The following is a 26,809-nucleotide window of genomic DNA, read 5'->3' as shown; positions in this document are numbered from 1 at the left end:
AAACTCCTAAAACTATTGTTTGTGCTGTAATGCGCAAATTAGCTCATATCATCTTTGGAGTTTTAAAAAGTAAACTGCCTTTTAATGAAAATTTATCTTGCGTTTAAAGACAGTATCTACGCCGGCTGGTAATCCACCCATTTTTAACTGGAGGTAAAAGTAGAGCTATGCATGCGATGGAATATGTTAGGATTTGAATTTTTGCGTCAGGGTGCAAGTTCCTAAGCGCTAGGCCAATCAGGGTATTTTGACAATTGGTCCATTATATCCATTTGCCGCGAACAAGTCCTGAGAGATGGTCACAAAAAATTTTGGTCACTTTTTGTGACCATCTCTCAGGAACAAGTCGCGGGACGTCGAAACTTGAATTGTCAACAGACCCTGGTTATTTTATTGTTTTTTAATATTTGCTAATTAATCCTTTTCCTCATTATTTTTTAATGAGTTCGATTATCGCGCTAATCCAATCGGGATCATCGTTCATGCACGGTATTAATGTAAATTTCTTGCCACCGAGCTTTAGCCACTGCTCTCTGGTCCTGATGCCCATTTCCTCCAGAGTTTCCAGGCAGTCGGTAACAAAAGAAGGGCAGACTACAGCAAGATTTTTGATGCCTTTTGCAATTAATTCAGATAAAAGCTCATCCGTGTAGGGTTTAATCCACGGAGTTTTGCCTAGTCTGGATTGGAATGATGTGGTGTATTGGTTTTCAGTTAAATTTAATGCACTGGCTAATAAACGACTGGTTTCATGGCATTGCGCTTTATAACATCCTTGGTTAATGCTTGACACAGTTGGGCAAGCTTCCTGACAAACAGTCTTACAGCCACTTTTTTGTACTTGCCGTTCAGGAATTCCATGATAACTGAAGAGAAGAAAGTCATCTTCATCCATATGATGACTTATTACTTTGGTTTGAGCATTAATGTAGGAGGGATGCTGGAAGAAATCTCTGATGATGGTTATAGAAGGGATGACTTCCTGTTTTGCGAGAAGCCGCATGACTTCCTCAATGGATGAACCAGTTGCCGCTGATGAATATTGTGGATACAAAGGCAGAATAGTAATAGATTCACATTCTTTTAATTGATTTAGAGCATTTAAAATTGAGGGTGAGCCATAACGCATACCCAGGACGACTTTGAAATCAGCCCCCAGTTTTAATTGCAGTTGATTGGCTATTTGTTGATTGTGAATCAGCAAGGGTGATCCCTGTTCTGTCCAGATTGACTGGTAAGCATGCGCTGATTTTTTTGCTCTGAACGGTAGAATTATGAGATAGACAAGTACATAACGTAACAATACAGGTAAATCAATAACCCGCTTGTCTGTTAGAAATTCACTTAAATAGGTTTTAACTGCAGAAACATCAGTACTGTCTGGCGTGCCTAAATTAATAAGTAATAAACCTTGCTTCATTGGTATATTCTGCCCGATTGATTCAATACGGGTGATAATACATGAATATGATGGTCGCAGCAGCACAATTATTAAAATGCTGCTGCGCTAAAGTTTTAAAGAGTACTCAAATCAAGCCATTTCTTCTTCAGCTGTCTCACTCAGTGCAATAACGTTTGAAGCATGGAGGCCTCTTTCGCCGTTTTCCACATCGTAGGTGACCGTCTGACCTGGAACCAGTGTTTTGTAACCAGTACCATGAATTGATGAGAAATGAACAAAAATATCCTCACCACCACCTTCCGGAATAATAAAACCCCAACCTTTGGCATTATTAAACCATTTGACTTCGCCTCTAGCCATAAATCCTCCTTTTGCTAAAGCTTATCAATCGTCGACTGACCTTTGGGCGTCAGTTGATCAATTGCATTCGTCCATAAATGACAATTGTTTACGGCCTATTTTACAATAGGTTATTTCAACATAACTTAAAATGGGATCATTACTCAATAGGTTTATTAAAATTTATCGATGACTTATTTAAATTATGAATCTTGCTTTGCTAGAATAGGCTATTAATACGTGATGTGAGCCTTTTTTGTTTCTTATCGATGAGCGAATTCAATCTACTGGTTTTGTTTTAGGCGACTGGCCATTATCTCGAGTCTTTTTAAAGAATGAGGCTCAATTTCCCTGGTTTATTTTGGTTCCCAGAGTTGAAAACATTCAGGAAATGTATCAGTTGAACAAACAGGAACGGCTGATTCTGATGGAAGAAATGAATCAGTTGTCTGTCTTGGTTGTTGATTATTTTAAACCAGACAAATTGAATATAGGCGCTCTTGGAAATGTAGTTTCTCAGTTGCATGTACATGTCGTTGCCCGCAATGAACACGATAGTTTATGGCCCCATGGGATTTGGCAATCATCAAACAGTCCTGTGCCCTATGATAACGAGACAGCAGATGCCCTGGTATTGGTATTCAAGGATCTTATCCTTGATGCAGGGAAGAGAATAGGCTAACTTTAAATGAAGGGTATCCAATGTTTTTTTTTAATTAACCAGCTCATTCTTAATAATTCCTTAATTTGTTTATGGTATTCTGGTCTAATTGATTTTTCGTGAGGAGTTATTATGGATTTTAATAGTACTTCTAAAATGTTGGCAAAAATGCATGGGCAAAGAAAATCCGCAGATACAGACACGTTAGTTGTAACGGATAGTATCGAGCCTGTTGATGCAAACACAAATCAATTTACTGCTGCTCCTCAATTAACACCTTCTTCTAAAATGGAAGAAGTTCTTACGAAAAGTCTCAGAGCAAATCTCTCAAAAGAATACTCTCCAATGGAATAAATTCCACTTTTTATAAATGCGTTTAAGTCTAAATTATTCAAATTAGTCTGGTGCGAAAGCTATTTTTTAGGTATATACTTTTTAATAAGAGAATAGTTCTTGAGGTTAGAGTATGGCTGGGGGTTTTTCTGCAACAAGTCACTGGCGTGATTCAGCACGAAGTGCTCGTTTTTTTATTGTGGATGCTCGGGCTGCGTTTCCTATATTTTTATTTTTAATGCATATTAGAGTGTGGACCGGGATTTTGGTCTTAATCTCAGCGGTATTCTTTGGTATCGTTGAACATTATGGTTTTACCATCCCTGTTTTTTTGCGATGGCTAAGAAGTATCATGGCGGGGTCTGTTAAATCATCGCAACCATGGTGGAGATAATGGAACGAGATATCAGTAAATGTATGGGTATAATTGCCGCAGCGTTGAATGCCAAATTTTATTTAAATGATCGTTTTGTCAGTTACGATGAGGTCTTTGCAGATACTGGTTTATTACCCGCAATCGCCAAGCGGGCTGATCAATTGTGTTCTTTATGTCTGGGGTATGGATTAGGAGCAACTTTTGATGAGGCTGAGGGGGCATTATTAGGTATACGTGTTGTATTTGATGAAGTCACCCCTAATGTGTTACGTTTGCTGTGTATGACGGATGTGGTGAATGAATTAATACATGGTGGGCCAAGCCGCGATTACACTCCTCTGGATGAATTAATGTATGATTAAATGCTCTTCGCAAATAATTGTAAAGAATTCGAAAGTTATTGAGGCAGTTACAATTTTCGATAATCTGGTTTGCTAGACTAACCTTATAAAGCTATATATGTAGGAGTTACCGAATGTCAAATGCAAGCGATGGAAATTCAAGATACAGGGACAACAGGTACAGTTTTCATATCAGTACATCGGGTGAAACGGCGGGAGTACCCCCTGAATTTGTCCATCAGAGTGTCTTAAGCCCGGTTAAAGACTTATTGCAGAAAACGGCTAGAGCACTTAGCTTAAGGCCTGATGACGCTGATTACCGAAATGTTGTTGAATTACTGAACAATTGCATCAGTGGAGTCCAGAACGGATTAGACAACAAAATTGTCAATCAATCTGCATCAGTGCATCATGAACACGATGAAAATGTAAATACATCACAAACATCTTTGGGGTTTTAAATAGATAGATTACTAGGATTCCTCTCATCGATTTTCGTAAATACTGTTATACTTTAATCATAAATTTATTAACTTAGGGCGTTTTGCCCTCTCACCAAAGTATTGATGTTATGAAAGATCGACTCTCAGATGAGCAAAATGAAGTAATATTGAAAGCCTTGAATGATGCCATTGAAAAAGGGCCTTGGGATAAATCCAATTTTTTAAAAGTTGTTGGTAAAAATTTAATTGAAATTCGTGATGGATTCATCAATCAATTGGGTGCCAGCAGCCGCGCCCAACTTAAAGCAGAGTCCCATCTGGCAAATCGTATAGCCCTCAGGAGCGGACAGCAGGAAATCTATATTTCTTTATATTCTTCCGATGGTACTTCGATACAATCTTGGGAGAAGATTATTGCAAATCTTCCTAAACAAATGATCTCTCGTCCTATTTACGCTGATGAAGCTGACGTTAAAGCACTGTTAAAAACGAAAGAAAACAAACAGAATGAAGCTTACGTCGCGATATACATTAATCAATCGGATATTTTGCCTCTTTCTTCTGATAAGGCTCCTGTTGATAAACTTGGTAAAATGTTATTAAGCCTGAAAGATAAAACACTTAATCTGGATAATATCAGTCGTTTTGTTCATAGTACCGGAGTCTATAAATTTGAACGTAACCGATTGATTAAAGTATCGTAGCCCGATTTGTTTTATTGATTATTTTCATCATTTTTATTATCTCCAGAGCCTGTTGACATTTCATCTGTTGGGGGCTTTACGCCTACTTCCCGCGGGATCTATAAGGGTCTCACTAAAATGAGCCTATTTTTAATGAAACCATTTCTAGATTCCGAGCATTAAGCGCGGAACGTAGGTTAAGGGCGCAATGGTCAAAATAAATTAACCAATTGAATAATAAGATAAAATTCAAGGTATAACGATTCTGGCACCAAGTATAATGAGTTTGCAATGCTAAGACTAATGCTCAATAGCCTTAGCGAAGCAATCAAAATAGAATCTTCGCTAACATGCTGTACTCGGTTGCTTCACTTCGTTCGCAACGACGACTTATTTATTCCAAATTAAAAATTCGTTCAAAGAACCTGGTGAAAATATCGCAAATTTATCTCAGAGCAGTATATACTTGAATTAATCAACCTAATTAAAAGTTTTAACAATGGCTCAGCAGCAACAACAATCAGGTTCAGACAATGCAATGGCACCAGTATGGATTATCATACTGTTGTTTATTACTGGTTTTCTTGTTTGGAAATTTGGGCATGCATACATCGTTAGTGCTGTTTTTGAAATCAATATCTGGCAGGCTAGACTGGTTAATTTGTTCATTAATAATCAAGCCTTAACAAATCAGATATACCTGATGCAAACTATTGACCCTGCTACGGTGCATTGGGAGCAATTGATGCAGATGACGGAGAACGTGGGTAATTTTATGCGTTATCCGGTTGTCCTTGTTTTGATAGTGTTAGCCGTAGTTCTTTATAAATCGAATATAACCTTAAAGTTTCGCAGAGCTCATGATATGAAAAGTTTGAGGGCTCAGGAGCAATTCAATTGGCCAGCAATTATGCCAGTGATTAAAGAAGATTTAGTCAGTCAGGATGTGAATACAGGACCTTGGGCAATGGCTTTGACCCCAATGGAATTTGCCCGTAAATATAAGTTATTAAGAAAAGATGATGCTATATTGGATAATCCTATCCCCGGGCAGGAAATGACTGCAGGGATCAGACGCGGGGACGCAAAGCGGGTTTTTACCCTGCAATTGGGCCCATATTGGGATGGTTTTGAGCGTTGCACTCCACAAGCTTATGCCTTGGCGGCTGTTTTTATTGCCCGAATGAATCGGGACAGGGATGCAGCCAATAACATTCTTAAAGTGTTGGACGCGACTTTTGTTTCCGGGAAACCTGATTTTTCGGTTGCTAAACCCGTGATTAAAAAATACCAAAATGCTGATAATGTTCAAGAAATTATATCAAAGCATGCATACATGCTGACTGTACTCGCTTCCTTGCTTGAAGGCGCTCGAGATGATGGAGTCGTTCCCAGTTCTGAATTTCTTTGGTTAAAACCCGTGGACAGGCGATTATGGTATATGCTTAATTGTGTAGGCAGACAAACGCCTTATGCTGAAGTTGGTGGTCCATTTGCTCATTGGCGTGCTGAAAAGGAAATGGGGCGCCGCTCATTAGTCCCTATGATTGATGAAGCGATTCGAGCTTTGGAAATTGCAATTAAAGAGATTAAATTAACACCTCGTCAAATGGGAGAGTTAGAGCCATGATGCGCGGTATTGATAGTAGACATGAGTTAGATCCAACCCTTCTCTTAAGGGATACTCGAACTTTAACTCAAAGATTAGGGGATTTCTTTGCCGATCCCACCAATATATCGATATTGCTTTTTGCGCTGGCTGCCGCGGCATATTACTTTTCTGAAGTGGCAACCTTATTGATGTTAATCGGCTCCTTATGCTTCCTTTACAGTTTTACCCGAAAACAAAAATTACCCTTCCGTTTGCCGCAAATTGCGCGTGTAAAGGATTATAACGACATGAAGCCGGGTATTAATAAACCCAATATTGCACGAGGAATTGCATTTTTCGGTAATGATAGAAAAACGGGTGAAGAGCTGTGGTTTGCCAATGATGACATGAGAACACATGCTTTAATTTTCGGTTCTACTGGTAGTGGTAAAACAGAATGTTTGGTCTCTCTTGCTTACAATGCATTGGTTCAAGGTAGTGGATTCATCTATGTGGATGGTAAAGGGGATAACTCTCTTTATGCAAAAGTCTTTTCTATGGTTCGAAGTATGGGGCGTGAAGATGACTTGCTGCTAATTAACTTTATGACTGGTGCGCGCGATATTGTTGGCCCTCAGGAAAAAAGACTTTCTAATACCTTAAACCCTTTTTGTCAGGGTTCCTCAAGTATGTTGACTCAGTTGGTGGTCAGTTTGATGGGCGGATCGGGTCAGTCCTCTGATGGGGATATGTGGAAAGGTCGTGCTATCGCATTCGTTGAAGCCTTAATGCGTTTATTGGTTTATATGCGTGATGATGGCGCTATTCTTCTTGATGCAAACTCCATACGAAACTACTTCGATCTGCAACGACTGGAATCAATAGTAATTGACAAGGTATTCCCTCGAGACGATCAGGAGAGCGTTAATATTGAGCAGGTTCCCAAACTGGTAACCGACCCGTTGCGAAACTATTTGAACACCCTGCCGGGTTATAATAAAGAAAAAAAAGGAAAGCAGGTATCTCAAGTATTGGAACAGCATGGTTTTATTACCATGCAGCTGGTACGAAGCTTTTCATCATTGGCTGATACTTATGGCCATATTATTCGAACCAATTTGGCCGAAGTTGATTTTAAAGACGTTGTATTGAATCGACGAATCTTGGTCGTGTTATTACCTGCCCTGGAAAAATCTCCAGATGAATTATCAAACCTCGGTAAAATTATTGTGTCTTCATTAAAAGCCATGATGGCCGCAGGACTTGGTGAAGAGGTGGAAGGGGATTACCGCGATGTTATTTTAAGAAAACCAACCAATGCACCCACACCCTATATGTGCATTCTGGATGAGTACGGTTATTATGCGGTGCAAGGATTCGCGGTGGTACCTGCTCAGGCGCGATCTCTAGGTTTCTCTGCTATATTTGCGGGGCAGGATTTACCCGCATTCCAAAAAGCATCAAAAGAAGAGGCGGCTTCAATTGGCGCGAACACCAACATTAAAATTTGTATGAAGCTGGAAGATCCTACTGAAACCTGGGATTTCTTCACCAAAACTGCAGGCGAAGCTTATGTTACCAAAGTAGACTCATTTCAAACAAAGGATACCAGTATCGCGAATAGTTATATGGATACAAAAAGTTCTTCATTTGAAAAACGATCTCGAGTGGATTTATTGGACTTAAAAGAACAAACAGAAGGTGAAGCACATATATTCTTTAAATCCAAAATTGTACGGGCGCGAATGTTCTATGCGAATCCAAAACCAGTGAAACAATTGAAAATCAATCAATTTTTGAAGGTTGAACCTCCACCTGATGATTATTTAATGAAGTTACAAAAGCAATTGTCTTCATTCCAGCAAATATTGGATAGTGGTGATTTAAGTATCAATAAAGAGGTCGAAAATGAAGAGATTACCTTAATCAGCAAGGTATTAAGGGAATCCAATATTGAAGAGCCTATTGAACGAGGAGTGGCGGCATTAATAGCATTCCACGGCCATAACGAGCCAGAGCCCGTTGAGGATATTATTGAGGAAGAGGTTGAAGGTGCATTGACCATATTTAGCCCTCTCAGGATTAACAGTAATGCTCCACCTATTTTAGTGAGTGATAAAGCGACGTTCTCTGAATCTTTGTTGCCTATTAATGAAACAAGAAATCAAATGATGATGATAGAGCGACTTACTGGAGCTAAAGATAAGTATGCTGGTACAGTTGCGAATGAACTGATCAAAGACTTTCAATTAGCAACAAGCTATCCACCTGAAGATCGAGATGTTATTGATCCTCAGGAACTTACTGACGTTGTTAGGAGTTTGTCTTCTCGCATTGCATTGGAACGTGAAAAAGCAATTAAAAAAAGTGAGGAAGAGTTTTCCTGATGAATCAGTTATTCAATGAATCTGTCCTGGTGTAAGGTCGAAATCTCTCAAAAACATCATTCCGCATATGATGGTTTTCTTTACTCCAGGTGCTTTTAGGCACAACTACCATCTGAAAGGTATTTCGCTCTATTTTCTTCCGTTTTGAACGTATTAATTTAACTCACCAAGAGTTTATTTTATTCACGATCAATTAAAAACAACAGTTCTCTTTTGCGCAGTATAAATAATTTCTTTAAAAAAATAGCAATTTTATTAAATTCATTGTAACGTAATGATTTGTATGTTTTTATTATCGGCTAGTAGTTTAAGATAGTTAGACATAGATAACACATGAAGTCTTTTTTCAAAATTGGGGATAACGGGTGAGATCAGTGCGTACTAACTACATCATTATAATGATCCGCGTCATTGGGTTGATGGTCTTGCTTTTGCTCAGTGCTTGTCATCGCTCCCATTATGTTCCAGATGAAGATGATCCAAAGCTGCCTTGTAAAGTTCAAGGAGCCTGTGACTCTACTATCATGAAGTATTTTACCAAATTGAACAAAAGCGGTATAAAGGTAGTCACTATAGGCCAGGATTATTTAATTAGTATTCCTGCAAGCGCATTGTTTGATGATCAAACTCCTCATATAAAATGGTCTTCCTATGGTTTATTAAATGAAATATCAACGTTTCTTAAACAATTTAGAAAAGTAGCAATTACAGTAACGAGCTACAGCAGTAAATACGTATCCGTTCAAAGAGAACGGGCATTAACTATGGCACGATCCCGAGTAGTAGCAGAATATTTATGGTCTCAAGGTATTGATAGCCGTTTTATCTTTACACAAGGGTTAGGTAGTGATAAACCTATAGCTAGTTTTAACCAGGGAGGCGATAAATCACCAAATGCCCGAGTAGAAATTACGTTTCGACGTGCTGTAGTCAATTGAGGAAGTTATGAGCCGGGAAAATTGGTTATTAATACAAAGAAATAAAAACTTTAATGTTAATATTTACCGAAGTGGTCTGGTTGCCTTAATTTTTTCACTTTTGATAAGTGGTGTTATTGGTGTATTGATATTTTACCTTTACCTGCATCAGCCAGAGAGAGATTATTACGCGACCAGTGGAGTTACTCCCCCGGTCAAGCTAAAGTCGATACCGACACCAAATGAATCGTCTGTACCTTTACTGGAGCCGGATCCACCAACAGATGATGTACCAAGGATTATACCGCAATAATTAGAGGTTATTATGGCTGAAGATGCCTTAGCAGTTGTAGCATTAAGAAATCAGTTTTATAAAGATAGCCAGCGTAAAGTAATATTAGCGCTTTTGATTGCTATTGTGGTTAATTTTATATTGGGTTCGATGTTGGTTTATATTTTAACTCATCCACCCGCTCCTCGATATTTTGCAACAACAATTAATGGGCGCATTACCCCACTGTTTCCTTTGAATGAACCAAATCAATCCGATTCTGCGGTATTGCAATGGGCAAACCAGGCGGCAATTGCTGCTTTTACCTACAACTTTGTTAACTACAGAGACGAGTTGCAGGCATCCTCCGGTTTCTTTACTGCGGATGGCTGGGATCAATTTCTTAATGCTCTTCAGTCTTCAAACAATCTTGATGCAGTAAAAGCTAAGAAGTTGATTGTTTCAGCTGTTGCTACCCGTGCACCTATTATCTTGCAAAAAGGGGTATTAAATGGCAGTTATTCCTGGCGGGTACAAATGCCTATATTGGTTACATATCAGAGTGCCAGCGAATTTACACAGCAAAATAATGTGGTAACCATGTTGATTACTCGAGTATCCACTTTAAATTCCCCTCGCGGTATTGGTATATCACAGTTTGTAGTCGGACCTGCCAGTGGTGGGGTGAATTAATGATGATGAAATCAAAAATAAAATTTAAACTTAAGATTCTTGCTGCATTGGTTAGTCTGATGCCATTGGGTAGTTTTGCAGCAAACCAGGGCGATGATGCAAAACAGGCTTTACAGCAATTACGGATGTTGCAGCAAAAATTATCTCAGAATCCTGGTCAGGACAGTCAAGGTTCTAATGATTCAAGTGGAAGTGCTGCCCCATCTGCAGCTAATGCGAGTAATCAATCGCCTCCCAGTACGGTACAGACTCCTTCGCCATCGACAAATCAGTCACAGAATTCTTCAAACAGTGATACTCAGGCAATAACTCAATCAGAAACTGAAATCATTGACAATAAAGCATTCAAAGACATGACTCGGAATTTATATCCTTTAAGCCCCGAACAAATTGTTCGTTTAAAACAAATGTATCAAACAACGGAGTATGCTCAGGCATCTACTCCTGGCACTCCACCAAAGCCAACTGCCACATCGCAATTTGTTAATTTGTCGCCAGGATCTACCCCTCCGGTGATCAGGTTATCGCAAGGATTTGTTTCTTCTTTGGTTTTTCTGGATTCTACTGGCGCTCCTTGGCCGATTTCAGCATATGATTTAGGTGATCCTTCCGCATTTAACATCCAATGGGATAAGACCAGTAATACCCTAATGATTCAAGCAATGAAGTTATACAACTACGGTAATCTGGCTGTGCGCTTAAGAGGCTTGAATACGCCTGTCATGTTAACTTTGATTCCAGGACAGAAAGCCGTTGATTATCGTGTTGATTTGCGTGTACAAGGCTATGGCCCTAACGCAAAAACAATGCCTATGGAAGAGGGAATACCTCCTTCAGCCAGTGATATATTACTTCATGTTTTGGATGGTGTGCCTCCTGCTGGAAGTACTCGTTTGGTAGTTAGTGGTGGTGATGCACGTGCATGGTTATCCAATAATAAAATGTATGTTAGAACCAATCTTACGATATTGTCACCGGGCTGGTTAGCAAGTATGACCAGTGCTGATGGAACGCATGCTTATGAAATGCAAAAATCTCCGGTGTTATTAGTGTCCTGGCATGGCAAAGTCATGCAACTTAAGGTAGAAGGGTTATAAAAACATGGCAAGCAGAAAAGAAAATATCAAGTCACTGTTTTCCAATACTCGAACTCGAGTGATTATCATTTTTACATTAATCCTGTTGATTATCGCTGTCGTTATTGGTTACATGAAGCTAAGAAGTACCATTCAAGGCCCTTTATCAAAAGCTTCAGTGAGCGTGACACCTGGAATTCAATCCATTCCTGGTGTGCTTGATCCAACAGCACAATATGCCAAATTGCAAGAAGAGCAGAATATTACCCAAGCCAAACAAGCCGAAACTACGGGCGGTAGCGCCATACCAACCATTATTCGTACCCAGGCACTGGGTGAGGGTGTAGGGGTTATTGGTGCACAGGGTGGGCAAAGTGGTGTTGGTTTTACTGCTTTAGCCAGAGAGGATGATGAAGGGGCCCAACGAAGTTTGTGGATACAGGATCTGCAAAATGGTGGTTGCAGTAAGGCAGTTATTAATAAAGTAATCAATCAGGGCGCTTTATTAAACGATCTGAAGCAAGCATGCAGTTGTGTGCAACTGAAGGACAGCGGTTTTGTTCTTAAGGATCTGGAGCAAGTCTGTGAGTGTAAAGAATTAAGAGCCGCAGGATATAATGCCAGACAGCTTAAAGAAGCAGGTTACACCGCGGCGCGATTAAGAAGTTGCGGTTTTGATGCGTGTGAGTTACGAAATGCTGGATTTAGCGCTCAGGAAATGAAGGATGGTGGATATTCTGATGGCGAATTAAAAGGAGCTGGATTTTCTGATAATGAAATTGCCAAGGCCAGTGGTTTACCCGATGGAATCTCTGCTGATGACGTAAGAAAAGCAGGATGTGGTGTTGCTGCTCTAACCAAGTTACGTAAAGCAGGTGTATCCGCTTCTGCAATTCGAAAAATTACAGGGTGTAGTGCAGAACAGTTAAAAGCTGCAGGTTATACTGCCAAAGAGTTGAAGGATGCCGGTTTTAGTGCGGCGGATCTAAAGAGGGCAGGTTTCTCACCCGATGAACTGAGAGCTGCCGGGTTTACTGCACGCGATTTATTAAATGCAGGGTTTACACCAGATGAGCTTGCCAAAGCTGGTTTTACTGCCGCGGAAATAAGAGCAGCTGGTGCGGAACTACCTCCAGGAATAACACCAAATGATATAAAAAATGCTGGCTGCGATGTTGAAGTATTAAAAAAACAAAGAGCCGCTGGAGTTAGTGCTGCTTTGATCAAACAATATGCCGGGTGCAGCGCGCAGGCATTGAAGGCTGCTGGCTTTAGCGATGCAGAATTGGCAGATGCCGGGTTCACCCCGCAAGAGATTAGTTCTGCTGGCGCTCTGTCTGATGCAGATGTGAAAGCAGCAGGTTGTGATCCCGATAAGTTGAAAAAATTACTTAATGCAGGTGTTTCTGCTAAACGGATCAGAGATTTAAATGGTTGCAGCGCAGAAGCATTAAAAAAAGCTGGATTTGATGTCAAATCCTTAATGGATGCGGGATTTACACCCGCTGAATTACTTGCTGCGGGTTTTTCTCAGAAACAATTGCAAGATGCCGGCTTAAGCCCTGCGTCTATTATTGCCAGCGGTCGAACAGCTGATTGCAGTGTTGAGTCATTAAAAAAAGCCAGGGCTGCAGGTGTAAGCGCCCTTACTATTAAACAAACAATGGGATGTTCTGCAGCGGCATTAAAGGCAGCAGGGTATTCCGCAAAAGAGCTGAAGGATGCGGGATTTACTGCTGCTGAGCTTAAAGCCGCAGGTTTTAGTGCAAAAGATCTGAAGGATGCAGGATTTAGCGCCAAGGAATTACGTGATGCAGGTTTTTCAGCACAAGATCTGAAAGCCGCTGGATTCAGTGCAAAGGAGCTGAAGGATGCCGGTTTTAGTGCTGCAGAACTAAAAGCTGCAGGCTTTTCTGCTGCGCAACTTAAAGCAGCGGGATTTAGTGCAAAAGATCTGAAGGATGCCGGCTTCTCGGCTGCGGAATTGAAAAATGCAGGATTCAGCGCAAAAGAACTTAAAGACGCCGGTTTTTCAGCGTCTGATTTAAAAAATGCGGGATTCAGTGCTAAAGATTTGAAGGATGCTGGATTCTCAGCCGCTGAGCTAAAAAATGCTGGTTACAGTGCTGCAGAACTGCGAAATGCGGGCTATACAGCTGCAGAACTGAAAGATGCCGGATTTACTGCAGGTCAATTGCAAGCAGCAGGATTTTCTGCAGCAGAATCAAGCATGGCAGGTTTGCAAGAACCTAACCTGCAACAAAATCCTTCTTCGTTAACCGGTATTCCTGGTTTTCCTGGTCAGAAAACATCTGCTTCACAGGCTGCATCCAGTAGTGATCAACTGCAGGCGATTTTAAATAAACAAAATCAACAGATGGCTGAGCAAAAATACCAACAAAAAATCCAGCAACGAACTTCGGATATGCTTTCTGCGGCAAATCAATCAATACAAGGCTGGAAAACAGTTAGTACTCAGGTATACACAGCAGGAACCGAGGAAAAACCTGCTGGTGCAAGTGAAATTGCTCCTGCTGGCTCAACAAATCCTGCAGCTCAAGGACAACAGGCGCAGGCACAAAACAATGCTCCACCCCAAAAGGCTATCATTAAAACGGGTGACATAGTATTTGCTGTCATGGATACTTCAGTCAACAGTGATGAACCAGGCCCAATTTTAGCAACTATAGTTACCGGCAAATTGAAGGGCGCTAAATTGATAGGCAGTTTTAATTTACCTTCCAATGCGGATAAAATGGTGATTACCTTTAATACCATGTCCGTGCCTGGTGCGGCAAAAACAACTTCAATATCTGCATTCGCGATTGATCCCAATACAGCGAGAACAGCATTATCCAGCAGAACAGACCATCATTATTTAATGCGTTATGGTTCTTTATTTGCTTCTTCATTTATTGAAGGATTCGGTAATGCATTCCAATCAGCGAATACTACTGTAAGCATAGGCGGTACTGGTGGTGGAAATAATATCACCGTATCGAATGGTATCGGTCGATCCTCTCTTGAAAATGCCGTTATCGGTTTGGCAACAGTAGGTAAAAGCTGGGGACAGCAAGCGCAACAATTGTTTAATACCCCAACTACCGTTGAAGTATTTTCGGGAACTGGTTTGGGAATTTTATTTACACAAGATGTAACAACTATTTAACTTGATGGCAGAAGAATAATGGCAGAACATGATCAAGATAATGATGAATATCGATTTGCGGAGCTGGATTCATTTGAAAATGAATCAATGGGTGGAGCTGAACTGGGTCAAAGCGGCGACCTGTCTTCCGGGAAGGGGCAACATTCTGAGCAAAAGAATATAAAACGGAACGCTTTGATTGCTGTTGGTTTGGTTATTTTTGCTATGGTGTTGTATAAGTTCATTGGTTATATGTTCTTCTCAGGTACATCAGAACCCGTGGCAAACAAGGCCGCTGTACCGACTATAACAGAAGTGGCGACAACACAACCCGCACCAACGACAACGATTACTCCTGCCCCTGTTCAGCAAATTCAACAGGTTAAGCAAATTGACTCACAAGCGGAAAGAGAATTGACCAATAAAGTTTCTGCTCTTGAAGCATCTCAACAAAGTCTTAGATCAGAGGTGAGCGCTCTTAGTGACCAGATTGGAGCGATTAACAATAATATTAATAATTTGAATTCGCAAATTGCCAATCTCAACCAGGTGATGGGGACTTTATCAAATCAACTAGCCAAACAATCAGAGGTTATTGGTGTGTTGATTGCTCGTTCACAGCCTAAAAAAGTGAAACCAGTTGCTCATTATGTGCCTCAGAGTATTAAATATAATATTCAGGCAGTAATTCCAGGTCGCGCATGGCTAATTGGCTCAAATGGTTCTACAATTACAGTTAGAGAAGGGACAAATATTGCAGGATATGGAGTGGTTAAATTAATTGACTCACTACAGGGTCGAGTGTTAACCAGCTCCGGGCAAGTAATTAAGTTTAGTCAAGACGATAGTTGAGGCGAATATGGCAACTTGTACTGGCGGCACAGTTTCATGCTGGATCTCAAGCCAAGCTGATATTTTAACGAATCTTGCAAATTCATTAGCTCCTGTAGAACGATTACTTACAGGTGGTGCTTACCTTATTGGTTGTGCTTTTTTATTTAAGGCAATCTATAGTTTGAAGGTTTACGGTGAGGCTAGAACTATGATGTCCAATAGTGCCAGCGTCAAAGAACCAATAATGTATCTTATGGTTGGAGCGATTTTAATTTATTTTCCAACTGCATTTAAAACATTTATGCAATCAACCTTCGGATATCAAAATGTACTTCAATATGCTCCTGTAAATAGTAGTAATCAGGCGCTTGACACACTTTTTGGTAGTGGTAGCGTCGTTGGAAGACCATTAGCTATGTTAATACAGGTAGTTGGCATAATTGCATTTGTCAGAGGATGGGTATTAATTGCTCGCTCTGCATCTCAAGGGCAACCCCCAGGAGGTACTGGAAAAGGCTTAATGCATGTATTTGGTGGGATTTTAGCAATCAATATTGTAGGTACTATTAATATGATTAATAATACTTTATACGGGTAAGGTTAGACTAATTTAAAATTGGGAGAGAATAGTGAAAAGTAAAATCGTCAATAAATCAGGATATAAGTACTGGTTGATGAGTGCGGTGTGCATGGGGCTAATTGCTTTAGTCAGTCAAGAGGCCGCAGCAGGATCAATAACAATAGGAAATATGGCTTCAACTATAACTGGTTCGTTCACCAGTTTAGCTAAATTGATTACAGCAGGTTCCTACTTGGCTGGTTTAGGATTTTCTATTGGTGCCATTATGAAGTTCAAGCAACATAAAGATAATCCTACCCAAATTCCAATTGGAACACCTATCGCGCTGGTATTTATTGCGGCCGCATTATTATTCCTGCCTTCTATTCTCGGTGTGACAGGACAAACCATGTTTGGAAGTGCTGGAGAAACTGCAGGTCCTACTGGTACAGTATTTAAGTAAGTATGAAGCCTGTTTAGGATAAAGAAGCAAATTGGGTAGAGTATCGTTCTTTACCCAATTTGGATTTTTTGTCCAAATGGGTTTTTATGATTTTTGACTTAGAGTTACACATAGGTGTCTAAAAGCGATAAAATTGAAACTGTTCATGCTATGAATGGTTAAGGGCACCCTGGTTCTTAAATTCAGCTTAATGTGAGCCGAGAATATGGCGGGTAATCAAGAACGCTGCGAATTAAAATTAATTGCTACACCAGGTTCCTGGCGTTTGTATTCAGCCAGAAAAATTGATGAGCGGTTTAAATCGTATGAGCAAAAAATATTTAACAGAGATCGTTATACCTGCCAGTTTTGTGGATTTCAAGCGCGCTTATTTCAAGAAATTGTAAACCTTGATAATGATTATACAAACAACAGGTTATCTAATCTGGTAACTGCATGTTGTTTCTGCGCTCAATGTTTTTTTATTGAGTCTGTAGGTGTTGGTGGTTATGGCGGTGGGACACTCATATATCTTCCTGAATTGAGTCAGTCTGAATTAAACAGCTTATGTCATGTTTTATTTTGCGCTATTACAAATGACACGGGCTACAAATCGAGCGCACAAAATATCTACAGAAGTTTTAAATTTCGCTCCCAAATTGTTGAAGAAAAATTTGGTGAGGGAACAAGTGATCCTGCAATATTTGGGCAGTTAATGATTGATTCTGGCGTAACAAATCAAGAGATTAGCAGTCAGCTTTTGAAAAATGTGTGCTTATTACCATCACGAGCGAAATTTAGAAAACAGATAGAAAAATGGGCGGCCAGTGCATTAGAAGAAATTGCTGAATAGATATCAAAGAATCAGACGACTGAGGTTGGTGACATAAAACCAGAATGGTCGTGAAATAAATAAAAATTGGGGATAAGGGATGGCGAAATGGTCAGAATCGTTTTTTGAGGGTATAGATACCTTCTTTGCCTGGTTAAGCACTTCTCTGAAGCAGACGACTGAGTCGTATGTTGATTTGGAAACTGCAGACAGTCCAACTGTCCTGGTCAATCATGATGGTTCTTTAATTTCAATTATAAAGATTGAAGGAGTGACCGCACTGGCTGGAGCTGAAGAGTTTGATCGGTTAGTCTCTGGTTTAAATAATGCATTTCAGGCCGCCATGGGAAGGCCTGGCCATGCCCTGCAAGTCTATTTCAGTCATGACAAGCAAAATATAAAAAAGGTTATCCAGGACATTTACGAGCCTGCGGAAGCTACAGCAAAGCGGCTTGATCTGACCTTAGGAGATTTGTTTGACGAACGTGTCGATTATTTAGCGCAATACTGTGCTGAAGAGAGAGTTTATTTTGTATTGATTACCCGTCCATTTAATCTCTCCAATGATCAGTTGAAACTATCTTTTAAAGCTAAAGCTAAATTTATTAAAGACAATAAAATACCTCCATTTAAAAATACCCAGACGATTTTTGCCGCAGTACCTGAATTACGAGATACTCATGACGCCTATGTACGAGCCATCATGAATGATCTGGATGCATTACGTGTATTTGCCAAATTGCTCGATGTTCATGAGGCCGTACATGCAATTCGGATGACTGCAGATCCTGATTATACCGCAGACAATTGGCGTGCTACTTTACCGGGTGATAAGTTGCCTGTACGTGAAATAAACAGTTTTGAAGGAGACCCTTCAGATCTGTTGTGGCCCTCGCTGGCGAAACAGGTGATTCCCAGAGATGCAGAAGTTCTTGATTTAAGAACGGTTAGGGTTGGTGATAAAATTTATGCGTCTACCTATATTGATTTGTTTCCAAAAGATGTAAGACCTTTTATTACCCTATTTTCGCGGATACTACCCTCTCATGTTCCCTGGAAAATTGCTTTCTTAATTGAAAGTGAAGGCTTAAGTACGATTAAACTCAAAGGTCTTTTGTCCGCTATATTAAGTTTCAGCTCCGCCCAAAATCGGCTGATCAGTGATTCGGTCAACTTGTTAAAATACCTACAGCTCAATACTGATGAAGCGATTGTGCGCTTGAGAGTTGTTGCAACTACCTGGGCACATGAAGGAAACTTGCCTTTGCTTAGACGAAGAAGTTCGGAGTTAGTCAAAGCAATACAGGGTTGGGGCTCGACGGATGTTTCAGAGATTTGTGGGGATCCTTTTGCCGGGTTTGTTTCTACAATGCTCGCAACAACAATGAATAGCCCTGCAGTACCTACTGTTGCTCCCTTATCAAGTGTGATCTCCATGCTGCCTATAACGCGCCCGGCATCTCCCTGGAAGACTGGCGCTTTACTGTTCCGCTCTCCTGATGGTAAACCGTGGCCATTCCAACCGGGTTCTACAGAGCAGACAACCTGGATTGATTTGGTTTATGCTCGCCCTGGATCAGGTAAATCAGTATTATCCAATGCCATCAATTTGGCTCTTTGCCTCTCAGGGGGATTAACTCGATTACCTCGAATAGCTATTATTGATATTGGACCGTCAAGTAGTGGTTTGATTTCATTATTAAAAGAAGCGCTGCCAGCCTCAAAACGTCATCTGGTCGCTTATCATCGCTTGCGAATGACGCCTGAATATTCTATTAACCCATTTGATACTCAGTTGGGTTGCCGTTATCCAACCGCATTGGAACGATCCTTTTTAGTGAATTTTATTACCTTGCTCACAACACCATTAGGCGCGGTAAAACCTTATGACGGAATGCCTGATTTGGCGGGTATGGTCGTCGATGAGCTCTATAAGAGCATGGCCGATGAATTTAATCCCACTCCTTATGCTCCTGGTGTTGAGGAATTCATTGACAGTATTTTAGAGGAAATTGGGTTTGTACGTGATTCCAAATCTACCTGGTGGGAAGTTACAGACTCGTTGTATTCAGCCGGATTTGTGCATGAAGCCATGTTAGCACAACGATATGCCATGCCTTTGCTAGCCGACGCGGCATCCATTTGCCGCTCTTCGTCGATTGAGGATTTGTATGAAAAAGTGACCGCGCCAACAGGTGAATCACTCATCAACGCATTCTCAAGAATGATTTCTTCTGCCGTACGTGAATACCCCATTTTGTCACGAGTCAGCAGTTTTGATATCGGTGATGCTCGTGTTGTATCTCTTGACCTTGATGAAGTAGCCAAGAGTGGTGGTGACGCAGCAGACAGGCAGACTGCAGTGATGTACATGCTGGCACGGTATGTATTGGCGAGACATTATTACTTGACTGAAGAAAGCTTGAATAACATACCGGAACAATATAAGGAATATCATAAGCAACGAGTTCTGGAGATTAGAGAAGATCATAAGCGTATTGTCTATGATGAATTCCATCGTACCTCCAAATCAGCAGCTGTGCGCGAACAGGTCATTATCGACATGAGGGAAGGGCGTAAGTGGAAAGTTCAGATTGCTTTATTGTCACAGTCTGTAGATGACTTTGATCCAGTAATGATTGATTTCGCGACAGCTATTTATATTATGGATGCCGGCCCGTCTCAGGCGATTGAGAAAACCACTGAAATTTTTGGACTTTCTGAAACAGCAAAAGTAGCTTTACGAAACCGAGTACATGGCCCTCGTCAAGGAGGAGCTACATTCCTGGCGCAATTTGCTACCAAATCAGGAGTGAATGTTCAATTGCTGACCTTAACCCTGGGGCCAGTAGAACTCTGGGCATTCAGTACGACTGCAGAGGATGCGACTGTTAGAAATCATTTATACCGTCATTTAGGGCCTTCTGAGGCGAGAAGATTGCTTGCTGCATTGTTTCCCAATGGTTCTATCGCCAAGGAATTGGAAGCACGCTTGGCAACAATGAAGGAACAAGTCGGTTTAATTGAAGAGGACGAGCGTGACGGAGCTATTGATCAGCTTGTAACCGATATTTTGGAAGCTTATGCAAAAGATCCTAATATTAAATCGTTGCCTGTCAAAATCGGTTAATAAGGGTCTGCTGCCATTTCATCTATTTACCCCACTTCCCGCGGCCACAGTCGCGGGAATTTGGTTGAGATGTGAGTGTACATGCTGAATTTCGAATTTTCGCGGCTGTGACCGCCTAATCCGGAGACTAGAACTGGACTGGTTTTTCGACGATGTGTAGAAAATTAAGCTTGTAGTTTGCTTGTTGGCAAACAGGTTCCTGTTCTTCTCAGTTATTTACATTTGCTCACTAAAATGCACCTGCTTATACTCCAACCATTACTAGATTCTGCGCATAAAGCACGGATCGTAGTGTCAGCGCAACCAGCTAGTCCAAATTGTTTTTATAAGTTTCAATAACATAAAAAGTAGTTCCAAGTACTATAATTGCCCAAACAAACAGGTACCAGGCAGGAGCTAACTGGTTATTAAAGAGTTCAATTAATGTGAACGCAATCAAAGGCATTGTTCCCCCAAAAAGGGCTTGGCCTATGTTATAACCAGTGGAAATACCACTGGCTCGAATACTGGTTGGAAACATCTCAGCTAACATGGTTGGGACGGTTGCATTGATAGGTGCCAGTATCAATGCTAACAGGAGTTCACAATAGAGAACATGCCACCAGTTTTTACTGACCAATAATAAAAAGAATGGAAAGACATACAGTAAGAGCGCCATTAACCCAACTAAATATACAGGTTTTCTACCAATAACATCAGACAAATAACCCATAATTGGAATAAATAGTGTAAGCGACAAAAGTGCTAATAAGTTAATTAGTAAAGCATCGTGTAACTGAAATCCCTGATATTTGACTAAAAATGTAGTGACATAAGCGATGAGTAAATAATTTGACATGGCCAATATGCTGGTAAGCATCACTGCTTTAAATAATTGCATTTTATATTGGGAGAAAATAATTTTTATAGGCGCATCGTGTTTATGGTGATGCGATTTGCTTTGAAATGCAGGGGATTCGCTGCTTTTCAGGCGTAAATAAATACCAAAAATTCCCAGGACTCCACCCAGCAAATAAGTATATCTCCATCCCGCCTGCAGTAGAGCATTCCCAGTAAAGTAAGCGCTGAATACCGAAGCAATTAGAGCACCTAAAAAAATACCGAAAAAAGCGCTGCTGAGAACCAGACTTCCTGCAAGTCCACGTTTGTGTGCAAACATATGCTCGATTAAATAGGTCGTCGATCCAGGAAGTTCGCCACCTACTGCCAGACCTTGAATAAGCCTTAAAATTGAAAAAATGATGGGTGCTGCAATACCAATAGATTTATAATCTGGAACCAAAGCAATTAAGGTCGTAGACAAGGTCATGATGGACATAGAGAGGATCAGTGCTTTTCGTCTACCAAAATGATCCGCATATTGCCCTATGAGGATGCCTCCAAAAGGACGCATAATAAACCCTATAGCAAATAGGCTGAAGGTAGCAAGTAGAGAAACAAAATGAATTTCAGAAGGAAAAAAAATTTCGGCAAAAACCGGGGCAAAACTGGCGTAGAGAATGAAATCATACCACTCGAGGGTATTACCATACAAACCTGCAATAATACTGTATTGTTCTTTTTTATTCATAGTGTAAGTTCTTCTTTAGATGATTAGTTGCATTAAACCGCTTGCTTATAATGTGCAGGATTCTGATTCCTCTTATTTTTGATGACATACAACGCAGCCATATCCAGAATTGAAGAGGATGCTTTTATTTGCTGTCGCAGCTTTTTTATTAAAATTAACTGCATTGTTGCGGGCATTTAAAATACGCTGTTCCAACATTTCTTTATATGGCCATAGATTGTAGGTTTTAGACAATTTCGCGTTTTTGTAGATGATGATTCCAGTTTCTACATCTCCCGATTTAACCAGCATATCCCCCATGTTCATAAAAAAACCTTCGAAATTATGTGGGGCAATAATTGAATTCCAGCAGGCTCTTTGTTTTCCTGTATGTATTTCTTTATTCATATAAGGATGATAATCCGGATTGTTTCTATTAATTTTTGTTCTAGAACATAAATCCAGCGTTTTCCATTGCCATTGTAATCCTTCTTTATAATGCTCTGAATCGGCAGGAAGACTACTCATAGGATAGCCTGCGGTAAAATAATTAAATTGTGGCCACGCTTGAATTGCTTTTTTTAAAGTAAAGTAGCCTCTTACTTCTTCTTGTTTATCCTGATATATCTGTCCATCAATAAGCTGAGTATCCCCATAAAACCCCTGATAAATTGGGTTATGTGGATCAAGTTGAAGTGCATCAAGGAAATATTTTTTAGATAAAACAATCTCATTGGTAATTAATGGTGAGTGATCCTGAGTTCTAAAACGTTCGGTAATGTTCCATATATGGGTGAAGCCTAAATAGGCTGCTAATTGGGGGTCATCGGGATTTTCAAGATAAGCTGCGGTTAATAAATAGTTAATTCTGGGAATGTCTAGATAACGCCCATGATGTAATGAAGTCCAGAAATAGTGCTTTGCCTGAACGGCCAGTTTGGATTTGGAATCATTAGCCTTCTTGGGGGGCGTAGCCATCAGAGCAACCTGTTCACAACCACTCAGGTTAACTACTAAAATACATAACGACACCAGTATGGGTAAACGCATCCTTGTGCTCCCTTAACAGATACATCAATTGAGTGATTTATACAATGGCTTCATTCAGTGTAAAACCGTTTAAAATTCCTGGTGTGAAAGGATTCACCTGGTTATTTGTTTTGAGCAAATAACGGCCTGAATTACTGTTCACTTCAAAAAGTATTTGTAAACTCGAACTGTCTTGTTCATCAACCAGAACATTCACTTTTTCTAATAATTTAAATATTGCCCAAGAACCTTGTTCGGCAAGCTCGTAGTGATTTCCTTCGATAGAATTTAAAGCTAATTTGGCATTATTTTGTGGCCAGGTAAATTGTATAAACGATTCGCTGTTTTGAGTATCAGTTAATTTGGTAGTGCCGATTTCCAGGTTTAAACTGGCAACTACAGGATCCAGACTGATTTTCTGCAAACTAAATTCAATTTTACTTTCCTCACTATGAGCAGGGAAAAACATATTAGTAATAATATTGGCGCGGATGATTTCATCAATTGCGTCATTGGAGATAGGCATTACAAAATCATTTACTGATTTAGTTTTCCATTCGGCACTGGATACATCCAGGAAGGGTTTAATGTATTGTTCAGAAAATGTATTTAAAACACCATGTGTTGAGAAGAAACGATTAAAATCGCGTATTTGAATTTCTTCACTTTGCCTGGAATCAAACGGATAACGTTTGGCTATCGTATTTTGAAATTCTCGATAAACGGTTTGTTGCCACTGTTGATTAATGTATTGTCTGGTGTCTTTGATGAGTATAACCCAAGTGTCACCTGCCAGTTGTTTTGCCCAGGAACTCAGCGGCTCAGGTAATTGACGCGATTGCATAAAGAGAGCGCTCACCGGATCTGTAGAGTATTCATTTATAAATCGTGATTTTGTCAATGAAAATGCTGTTTTACCCCCGTCGTTTACAACGGATAATGTCGCAATAAAATGTTCTAGCTCATTAATTCTTAAGCTTAGTTCTTTAATGCTGGTCGTGCTGGTTAAGTTCAAGTCAGTGAATTTATGGGCAACAAATTGATTGAAATTGGAGGTACCGTCTTCCGACAAATCAGGTTTTGTTGCTTGTTGAACCAGGGTAATCAGTTTTTCGATCGCATCAGTTTGTTGCAAAGATTTTACAATCTGGCGGCCTTGTTGATAATCATGATAATGCAATGGCTGCGATCTTTTTATAAACGTTTGCCACCAGGTCACATAATCAAAACAATAAGCTTGTATTAACAAATTATTGAGTTGGGCCAAATCTTGGCGAGCAAGAACCCAATTCTCGGCTTGAAGTTTGCTGCTAATATTGGGAATGGCTTTTATCACTGTTGTAAAACCGGTTTTTGTAAAATAAACCGGTAACTCATTAGTTGATAAATGAAATCCTTCAATGGCAATTTTTTGCTTTGCTTCAGGGAATGATTCTTTTGCTATGGAATAATATAAATAGCTTGTAGGCAGCGCATTTAAGTAATTTCTTGCATCACTGATAATTTGAGGTTTGGTTTGCACACCACGCAGAGGTTTACTCAATGTATTCTTCAATAAGATTAACTGATTTTTGTTTGCGTTTGGCGATTGTTGCCATTGTTGTTTAAACCAGTTATAGACTTCATATTCTGAAAAATGCTCTGGCTGTCCAAGCATTAAATAAATCTTCAATGCCTTATACCGGGTAATAGGTGTATTGCTGGGGTTGGTGATGACTTGTTCCAGTTCATTCGTTAAAGAGGGAAGAAATTCACCTTCAAGTTTGAGCTTCGCATTATTATGCAGATTGACTTTTAATTGATGGACTGTAGGGAGCGATACCGAGTTTGCGGAAATACGTTCCATGCTGTCTGCTGCTTTGGTCAAGTGGTATAAAGCTTGAGGGCCATTATGTCCTTGGCTGTTTAAAGTATCATAAGCCAATAATTCTTTACTGGTTTGATCCAATAAATGAGCCGTTTTGTAGTGATTGTAACTTAACACCAATAAACTGATCACAGCAATACTTGATGCTATGGCGATTATTGGTTTTTGAGAAACGGTCCTGATTTGAGGGGCTTGACTGCATTGTTCCTGGATGGATTTCAATGCTCCTTCAACAAAATAGGCTCTGAAGTTGGTTGCTTGCGGGAAGGTATCCTGAACAATCAATGCATATTCGTGCTGAATTTTTTTGTTTAATCGATCGATACTGACGCCGCCTTGTTCCGCGCTCGTAAAATAAAGTGAATGCAGATGGAACAGTTTAGGAGACACTCCCTGGATCAAGGCTTGAATTGGTGCACGTAAGCTGGATAACTGAAGCGGGAACTCACGAATTAAACTTCGTTTAATTGTTGAACGTACGGGGTGCATCTTGGCGATGACCTGGTGACTGATTTGTTCAATTAATTGGTTAAATTGTTGTGAGTACAGTTCAATTTTTTTGCGAGTCTGGTTAATACAATCCAAAGAAAAGCCTAAGGGTTTTGATAATTCAGTGGCATGATCCATTTGATAAAATTCAGTGAATCCTGCCAATGTATCCATTTTAGTAAATATGAATGCCAACTCAACTTGATAGCCCAGGTTTGTGCCCAGCCGTTCCAATAATTGTAAATGGGATTTACGTTTTTCCGTAAAAGCGATGGGTTCAGCAATTAATAAATCATTGACGTCAACGCATAAAATGAATCCTGTAATTTTAAGGTAGCGGTTGCATCGATTGAGCTGTTTTAAGGTATTTTGTAATAGTGTTTTGCTGTTTGTGAGCCAACTTTCACTCAGTTCAACGATAATACCCTGCTGGTTAAAGTATATTTTTGCATTCTGTTCGCTGAATACTGGCATTATTTCCATCGCACTTTGTTTTAAGAGTGCTGATTTTCCCTGTTCGTTGTTCCCTGTGATAACAATGAAGGAAAGTTGATTGCTTTGAGGTTTTAACTGAGCCAGTATTTTTTTTATAGCATCACATAATGCGCGTAAAGAATTATCCATTAGTCATCCAGCATTGCAAGTTGGGTGTGTCCAAACAACAGAGTCTTCGCTTTATTTTCCAATACGATGTGGCTGGTCAATAATGCAAGGGCTACAAAACTTACAGCGATAATAGTGGTTATCATCGAGGCTTTATAGCTTTTCTTAATGGTTTTGGGTATGGGATTTTCATTAAATAACCGATGCGGTTTATTGAACCGGTATTGTTGAATGATTTGATACAAATCTTCAATCGTGTTATCCAACATTTGTCGCCCATCAGCTCTTAGATGATATTCACCTTCAAATCCGACAATCAGGCAAAAATAAACCAATTCGATTAAATCAAGAAATTGATTCGGTCGATCTTTGATGTAATTCAGAATTTCAAAAAAACGCTGTTGTGGTTGAGCTCCATCGCTTGTTAAGGGGGTAAATGATTTAAATTCAGCCGCCTGATTATATATTCTTAAATAACTTTTACCCAGAATTTCATCAATTGTAGCGGATAATAAATAATGAGCGATGCTGATGAGATCCTGTGGATACTTGGATGCGTCGAGTTTGCTGTGAAAGGCACGTAATTCATGCTCTATATTTTCTCTTATATTCTCTATTGGCGGAAGGCTAGGGCTTAAACAAAGCCGTTCGAGTAAGGATAAAAGTGGTCCTGCAGCTGCAACTAAGGAATTACTGGAAAACGGTGCGATAAAAAGCTTGGAGCGATAGTATCCCTGCGGAACAAGTGTGGGTCCCGAAATTGCAAGACGGCTGACAAGTGAGGCCGGATAATGCTCAGCTGTCATGAGTTTGC

Annotated in this window: 24 protein-coding genes; 18 read left to right on the top strand and 6 right to left on the bottom strand. The window is 40.1% G+C overall.

Annotated elements, in window-relative coordinates; translation table 11 throughout:
• Window positions 1-430: 430 nt before the first annotated feature.
• Both hemH and ELY21_RS03215 read right to left on the bottom strand, forming a co-directional pair.
• Window positions 431-1,420 carry a ferrochelatase gene (gene hemH, locus ELY21_RS03220; RefSeq protein WP_127106806.1) on the bottom strand — a complete coding sequence of 330 codons (990 nt, stop codon included), beginning with the start codon at window positions 1,418-1,420 and terminating at the stop codon, window positions 431-433.
• A gap of 111 nt (window positions 1,421-1,531) precedes the next feature.
• Window positions 1,532-1,762 carry a cold-shock protein gene (locus ELY21_RS03215; RefSeq protein WP_028383642.1) on the bottom strand — a complete coding sequence of 77 codons (231 nt, stop codon included), beginning with the start codon at window positions 1,760-1,762 and terminating at the stop codon, window positions 1,532-1,534.
• A gap of 235 nt (window positions 1,763-1,997) precedes the next feature.
• Here ELY21_RS03215 and ELY21_RS03210 point away from each other — a divergent pair, with 235 nt between their 5' ends.
• The 18 genes from ELY21_RS03210 to ELY21_RS03125 all read left to right on the top strand — a co-directional run bounded on the left by ELY21_RS03210 (window position 1,998) and on the right by ELY21_RS03125 (window position 20,458).
• Window positions 1,998-2,423: an HIT domain-containing protein gene (locus ELY21_RS03210; RefSeq protein WP_127106804.1), complete on the top strand. Its 426-nt coding sequence runs from the start codon at window positions 1,998-2,000 to the stop codon at window positions 2,421-2,423.
• A gap of 111 nt (window positions 2,424-2,534) precedes the next feature.
• A complete protein-coding gene (locus ELY21_RS03205; protein ID WP_127106802.1) occupies window positions 2,535-2,756 on the top strand; it encodes a hypothetical protein in 222 nt (73 codons plus the stop codon).
• A 112-nt stretch (window positions 2,757-2,868) separates the two neighbouring features.
• Window positions 2,869-3,129, top strand: coding sequence for an IcmT/TraK family protein (gene icmT / locus ELY21_RS03200; RefSeq protein ID WP_028383645.1), 261 nt, complete (start codon window positions 2,869-2,871; stop codon window positions 3,127-3,129).
• The gene (locus ELY21_RS03195) at window positions 3,129-3,473 is read left to right on the top strand and encodes a type IV secretion IcmS family protein (protein ID WP_028383646.1); all 345 of its coding nucleotides are present in this window, start codon (window positions 3,129-3,131) and stop codon (window positions 3,471-3,473) included. Before icmT ends, ELY21_RS03195 begins: the two co-directional genes overlap by 1 nt.
• A gap of 113 nt (window positions 3,474-3,586) precedes the next feature.
• Entirely contained in the window at window positions 3,587-3,913 is a 327-nt protein-coding gene (locus ELY21_RS03190; protein WP_127106800.1) for a hypothetical protein, read from the top strand.
• 110 nt (window positions 3,914-4,023) lie between these two features.
• Entirely contained in the window at window positions 4,024-4,599 is a 576-nt protein-coding gene (gene icmQ / locus ELY21_RS03185) for a Dot/Icm secretion system protein IcmQ (protein WP_127106798.1), read from the top strand.
• Window positions 4,600-5,077: 478 nt separating this feature from the next.
• Complete coding sequence (icmP, locus tag ELY21_RS03180) at window positions 5,078-6,208, top strand: type IVB secretion system coupling complex protein DotM/IcmP (RefSeq protein ID WP_127106797.1); 1,131 nt, start codon at window positions 5,078-5,080, stop codon at window positions 6,206-6,208.
• A complete protein-coding gene (locus tag ELY21_RS03175) occupies window positions 6,205-8,556 on the top strand; it encodes a TraM recognition domain-containing protein (RefSeq protein WP_127106795.1) in 2,352 nt (783 codons plus the stop codon). Before icmP ends, ELY21_RS03175 begins: the two co-directional genes overlap by 4 nt.
• A 365-nt stretch (window positions 8,557-8,921) precedes the next feature.
• Window positions 8,922-9,494 (top strand): type IVB secretion system protein IcmN/DotK, encoded by a 573-nt coding sequence (gene icmN, locus ELY21_RS03170; protein WP_127106793.1) that lies wholly within the window; start codon window positions 8,922-8,924, stop codon window positions 9,492-9,494.
• 7 nt (window positions 9,495-9,501) lie between these two features.
• The gene (gene icmM, locus ELY21_RS03165) at window positions 9,502-9,786 is read left to right on the top strand and encodes a type IVB secretion system protein IcmM/DotJ (protein WP_028383652.1); all 285 of its coding nucleotides are present in this window, start codon (window positions 9,502-9,504) and stop codon (window positions 9,784-9,786) included.
• A 12-nt stretch (window positions 9,787-9,798) separates the two neighbouring features.
• Window positions 9,799-10,437 (top strand): type IVB secretion system apparatus protein IcmL/DotI, encoded by a 639-nt coding sequence (locus ELY21_RS03160; protein ID WP_028383653.1) that lies wholly within the window; start codon window positions 9,799-9,801, stop codon window positions 10,435-10,437.
• 59 nt (window positions 10,438-10,496) lie between these two features.
• Window positions 10,497-11,534, top strand: a complete 1,038-nt coding sequence (icmK, locus tag ELY21_RS03155) for a DotH/IcmK family type IV secretion protein (protein ID WP_233588650.1) — start codon at window positions 10,497-10,499, stop codon at window positions 11,532-11,534.
• 4 nt (window positions 11,535-11,538) lie between these two features.
• Window positions 11,539-14,682, top strand: a complete 3,144-nt coding sequence (dotG, locus tag ELY21_RS03150) for a type IVB secretion system protein DotG/IcmE (protein ID WP_127106791.1) — start codon at window positions 11,539-11,541, stop codon at window positions 14,680-14,682.
• Between the two features lie 15 nt (window positions 14,683-14,697).
• Entirely contained in the window at window positions 14,698-15,513 is an 816-nt protein-coding gene (icmG, locus tag ELY21_RS03145) for a type IVB secretion system protein IcmG/DotF (protein ID WP_199741625.1), read from the top strand.
• Window positions 15,514-15,520: 7 nt separating this feature from the next.
• Window positions 15,521-16,093 (top strand): hypothetical protein, encoded by a 573-nt coding sequence (locus ELY21_RS03140; RefSeq protein WP_028383657.1) that lies wholly within the window; start codon window positions 15,521-15,523, stop codon window positions 16,091-16,093.
• Between the two features lie 76 nt (window positions 16,094-16,169).
• Entirely contained in the window at window positions 16,170-16,517 is a 348-nt protein-coding gene (locus ELY21_RS03135) for a hypothetical protein (protein WP_051190594.1), read from the top strand.
• Window positions 16,518-16,722: 205 nt separating this feature from the next.
• Window positions 16,723-17,349, top strand: coding sequence for a type IVB secretion system protein IcmJDotN (gene icmJ / locus ELY21_RS03130; protein WP_127106787.1), 627 nt, complete (start codon window positions 16,723-16,725; stop codon window positions 17,347-17,349).
• A gap of 79 nt (window positions 17,350-17,428) precedes the next feature.
• Window positions 17,429-20,458: a type IV secretion protein IcmB gene (locus ELY21_RS03125; RefSeq protein WP_127106785.1), complete on the top strand. Its 3,030-nt coding sequence runs from the start codon at window positions 17,429-17,431 to the stop codon at window positions 20,456-20,458.
• A gap of 307 nt (window positions 20,459-20,765) precedes the next feature.
• Here ELY21_RS03125 and ELY21_RS03120 read toward each other — a convergent pair whose 3' ends face one another.
• The 4 genes from ELY21_RS03120 to icmH all read right to left on the bottom strand — a co-directional run bounded on the left by ELY21_RS03120 (window position 20,766) and on the right by icmH (window position 26,801).
• The gene (locus tag ELY21_RS03120; RefSeq protein WP_127106783.1) at window positions 20,766-22,028 is read right to left on the bottom strand and encodes an MFS transporter; all 1,263 of its coding nucleotides are present in this window, start codon (window positions 22,026-22,028) and stop codon (window positions 20,766-20,768) included.
• A 72-nt stretch (window positions 22,029-22,100) separates the two neighbouring features.
• On the bottom strand, window positions 22,101-23,057 hold the full coding sequence (locus ELY21_RS03115; RefSeq protein WP_127106781.1) for a hypothetical protein: 957 nt from the start codon (window positions 23,055-23,057) through the stop codon (window positions 22,101-22,103).
• 37 nt (window positions 23,058-23,094) lie between these two features.
• A complete protein-coding gene (gene icmF / locus ELY21_RS03110; RefSeq protein ID WP_127106779.1) occupies window positions 23,095-26,016 on the bottom strand; it encodes a type IVB secretion system protein IcmF in 2,922 nt (973 codons plus the stop codon).
• The gene (icmH, locus tag ELY21_RS03105; RefSeq protein WP_028383664.1) at window positions 26,016-26,801 is read right to left on the bottom strand and encodes a type IVB secretion system protein IcmH/DotU; all 786 of its coding nucleotides are present in this window, start codon (window positions 26,799-26,801) and stop codon (window positions 26,016-26,018) included. The genes icmF and icmH overlap by 1 nt, the downstream gene beginning before the upstream one ends.
• Between the last annotated feature and the right edge of the window lie 8 nt (window positions 26,802-26,809).

The sequence above is a fragment of the Legionella sp. km535 genome, assembly GCF_003990085.1.
Taxonomy (GTDB): Bacteria; Pseudomonadota; Gammaproteobacteria; order Legionellales; family Legionellaceae; genus Legionella; species Legionella moravica.
The sequence above is the reverse complement of the archived record's forward strand: the minus strand, read 5'-3'. Positions and strand labels throughout refer to the sequence as shown.

Coding starts and splice junctions, on each gene's coding strand:
- hemH (WP_127106806.1), bottom strand. CDS start 1,420: ATGAAGCAAGGTTTATTACTTATTAATTTAGGCACGCCAGACAGTACT.
- ELY21_RS03215 (WP_028383642.1), bottom strand. CDS start 1,762: ATGGCTAGAGGCGAAGTCAAATGGTTTAATAATGCCAAAGGTTGGGGT.
- ELY21_RS03205 (WP_127106802.1), top strand. CDS start 2,535: ATGGATTTTAATAGTACTTCTAAAATGTTGGCAAAAATGCATGGGCAA.
- icmT (WP_028383645.1), top strand. CDS start 2,869: ATGGCTGGGGGTTTTTCTGCAACAAGTCACTGGCGTGATTCAGCACGA.
- ELY21_RS03195 (WP_028383646.1), top strand. CDS start 3,129: ATGGAACGAGATATCAGTAAATGTATGGGTATAATTGCCGCAGCGTTG.
- ELY21_RS03190 (WP_127106800.1), top strand. CDS start 3,587: ATGTCAAATGCAAGCGATGGAAATTCAAGATACAGGGACAACAGGTAC.
- icmQ (WP_127106798.1), top strand. CDS start 4,024: ATGAAAGATCGACTCTCAGATGAGCAAAATGAAGTAATATTGAAAGCC.
- icmP (WP_127106797.1), top strand. CDS start 5,078: ATGGCTCAGCAGCAACAACAATCAGGTTCAGACAATGCAATGGCACCA.
- ELY21_RS03175 (WP_127106795.1), top strand. CDS start 6,205: ATGATGCGCGGTATTGATAGTAGACATGAGTTAGATCCAACCCTTCTC.
- icmM (WP_028383652.1), top strand. CDS start 9,502: ATGAGCCGGGAAAATTGGTTATTAATACAAAGAAATAAAAACTTTAAT.
- ELY21_RS03160 (WP_028383653.1), top strand. CDS start 9,799: ATGGCTGAAGATGCCTTAGCAGTTGTAGCATTAAGAAATCAGTTTTAT.
- icmK (WP_233588650.1), top strand. CDS start 10,497: ATGCCATTGGGTAGTTTTGCAGCAAACCAGGGCGATGATGCAAAACAG.
- dotG (WP_127106791.1), top strand. CDS start 11,539: ATGGCAAGCAGAAAAGAAAATATCAAGTCACTGTTTTCCAATACTCGA.
- ELY21_RS03140 (WP_028383657.1), top strand. CDS start 15,521: ATGGCAACTTGTACTGGCGGCACAGTTTCATGCTGGATCTCAAGCCAA.
- ELY21_RS03135 (WP_051190594.1), top strand. CDS start 16,170: ATGAGTGCGGTGTGCATGGGGCTAATTGCTTTAGTCAGTCAAGAGGCC.
- icmJ (WP_127106787.1), top strand. CDS start 16,723: ATGGCGGGTAATCAAGAACGCTGCGAATTAAAATTAATTGCTACACCA.
- ELY21_RS03125 (WP_127106785.1), top strand. CDS start 17,429: ATGGCGAAATGGTCAGAATCGTTTTTTGAGGGTATAGATACCTTCTTT.
- ELY21_RS03120 (WP_127106783.1), bottom strand. CDS start 22,028: ATGAATAAAAAAGAACAATACAGTATTATTGCAGGTTTGTATGGTAAT.
- ELY21_RS03115 (WP_127106781.1), bottom strand. CDS start 23,057: ATGCGTTTACCCATACTGGTGTCGTTATGTATTTTAGTAGTTAACCTG.
- icmF (WP_127106779.1), bottom strand. CDS start 26,016: ATGGATAATTCTTTACGCGCATTATGTGATGCTATAAAAAAAATACTG.
- icmH (WP_028383664.1), bottom strand. CDS start 26,801: ATGACAGCTGAGCATTATCCGGCCTCACTTGTCAGCCGTCTTGCAATT.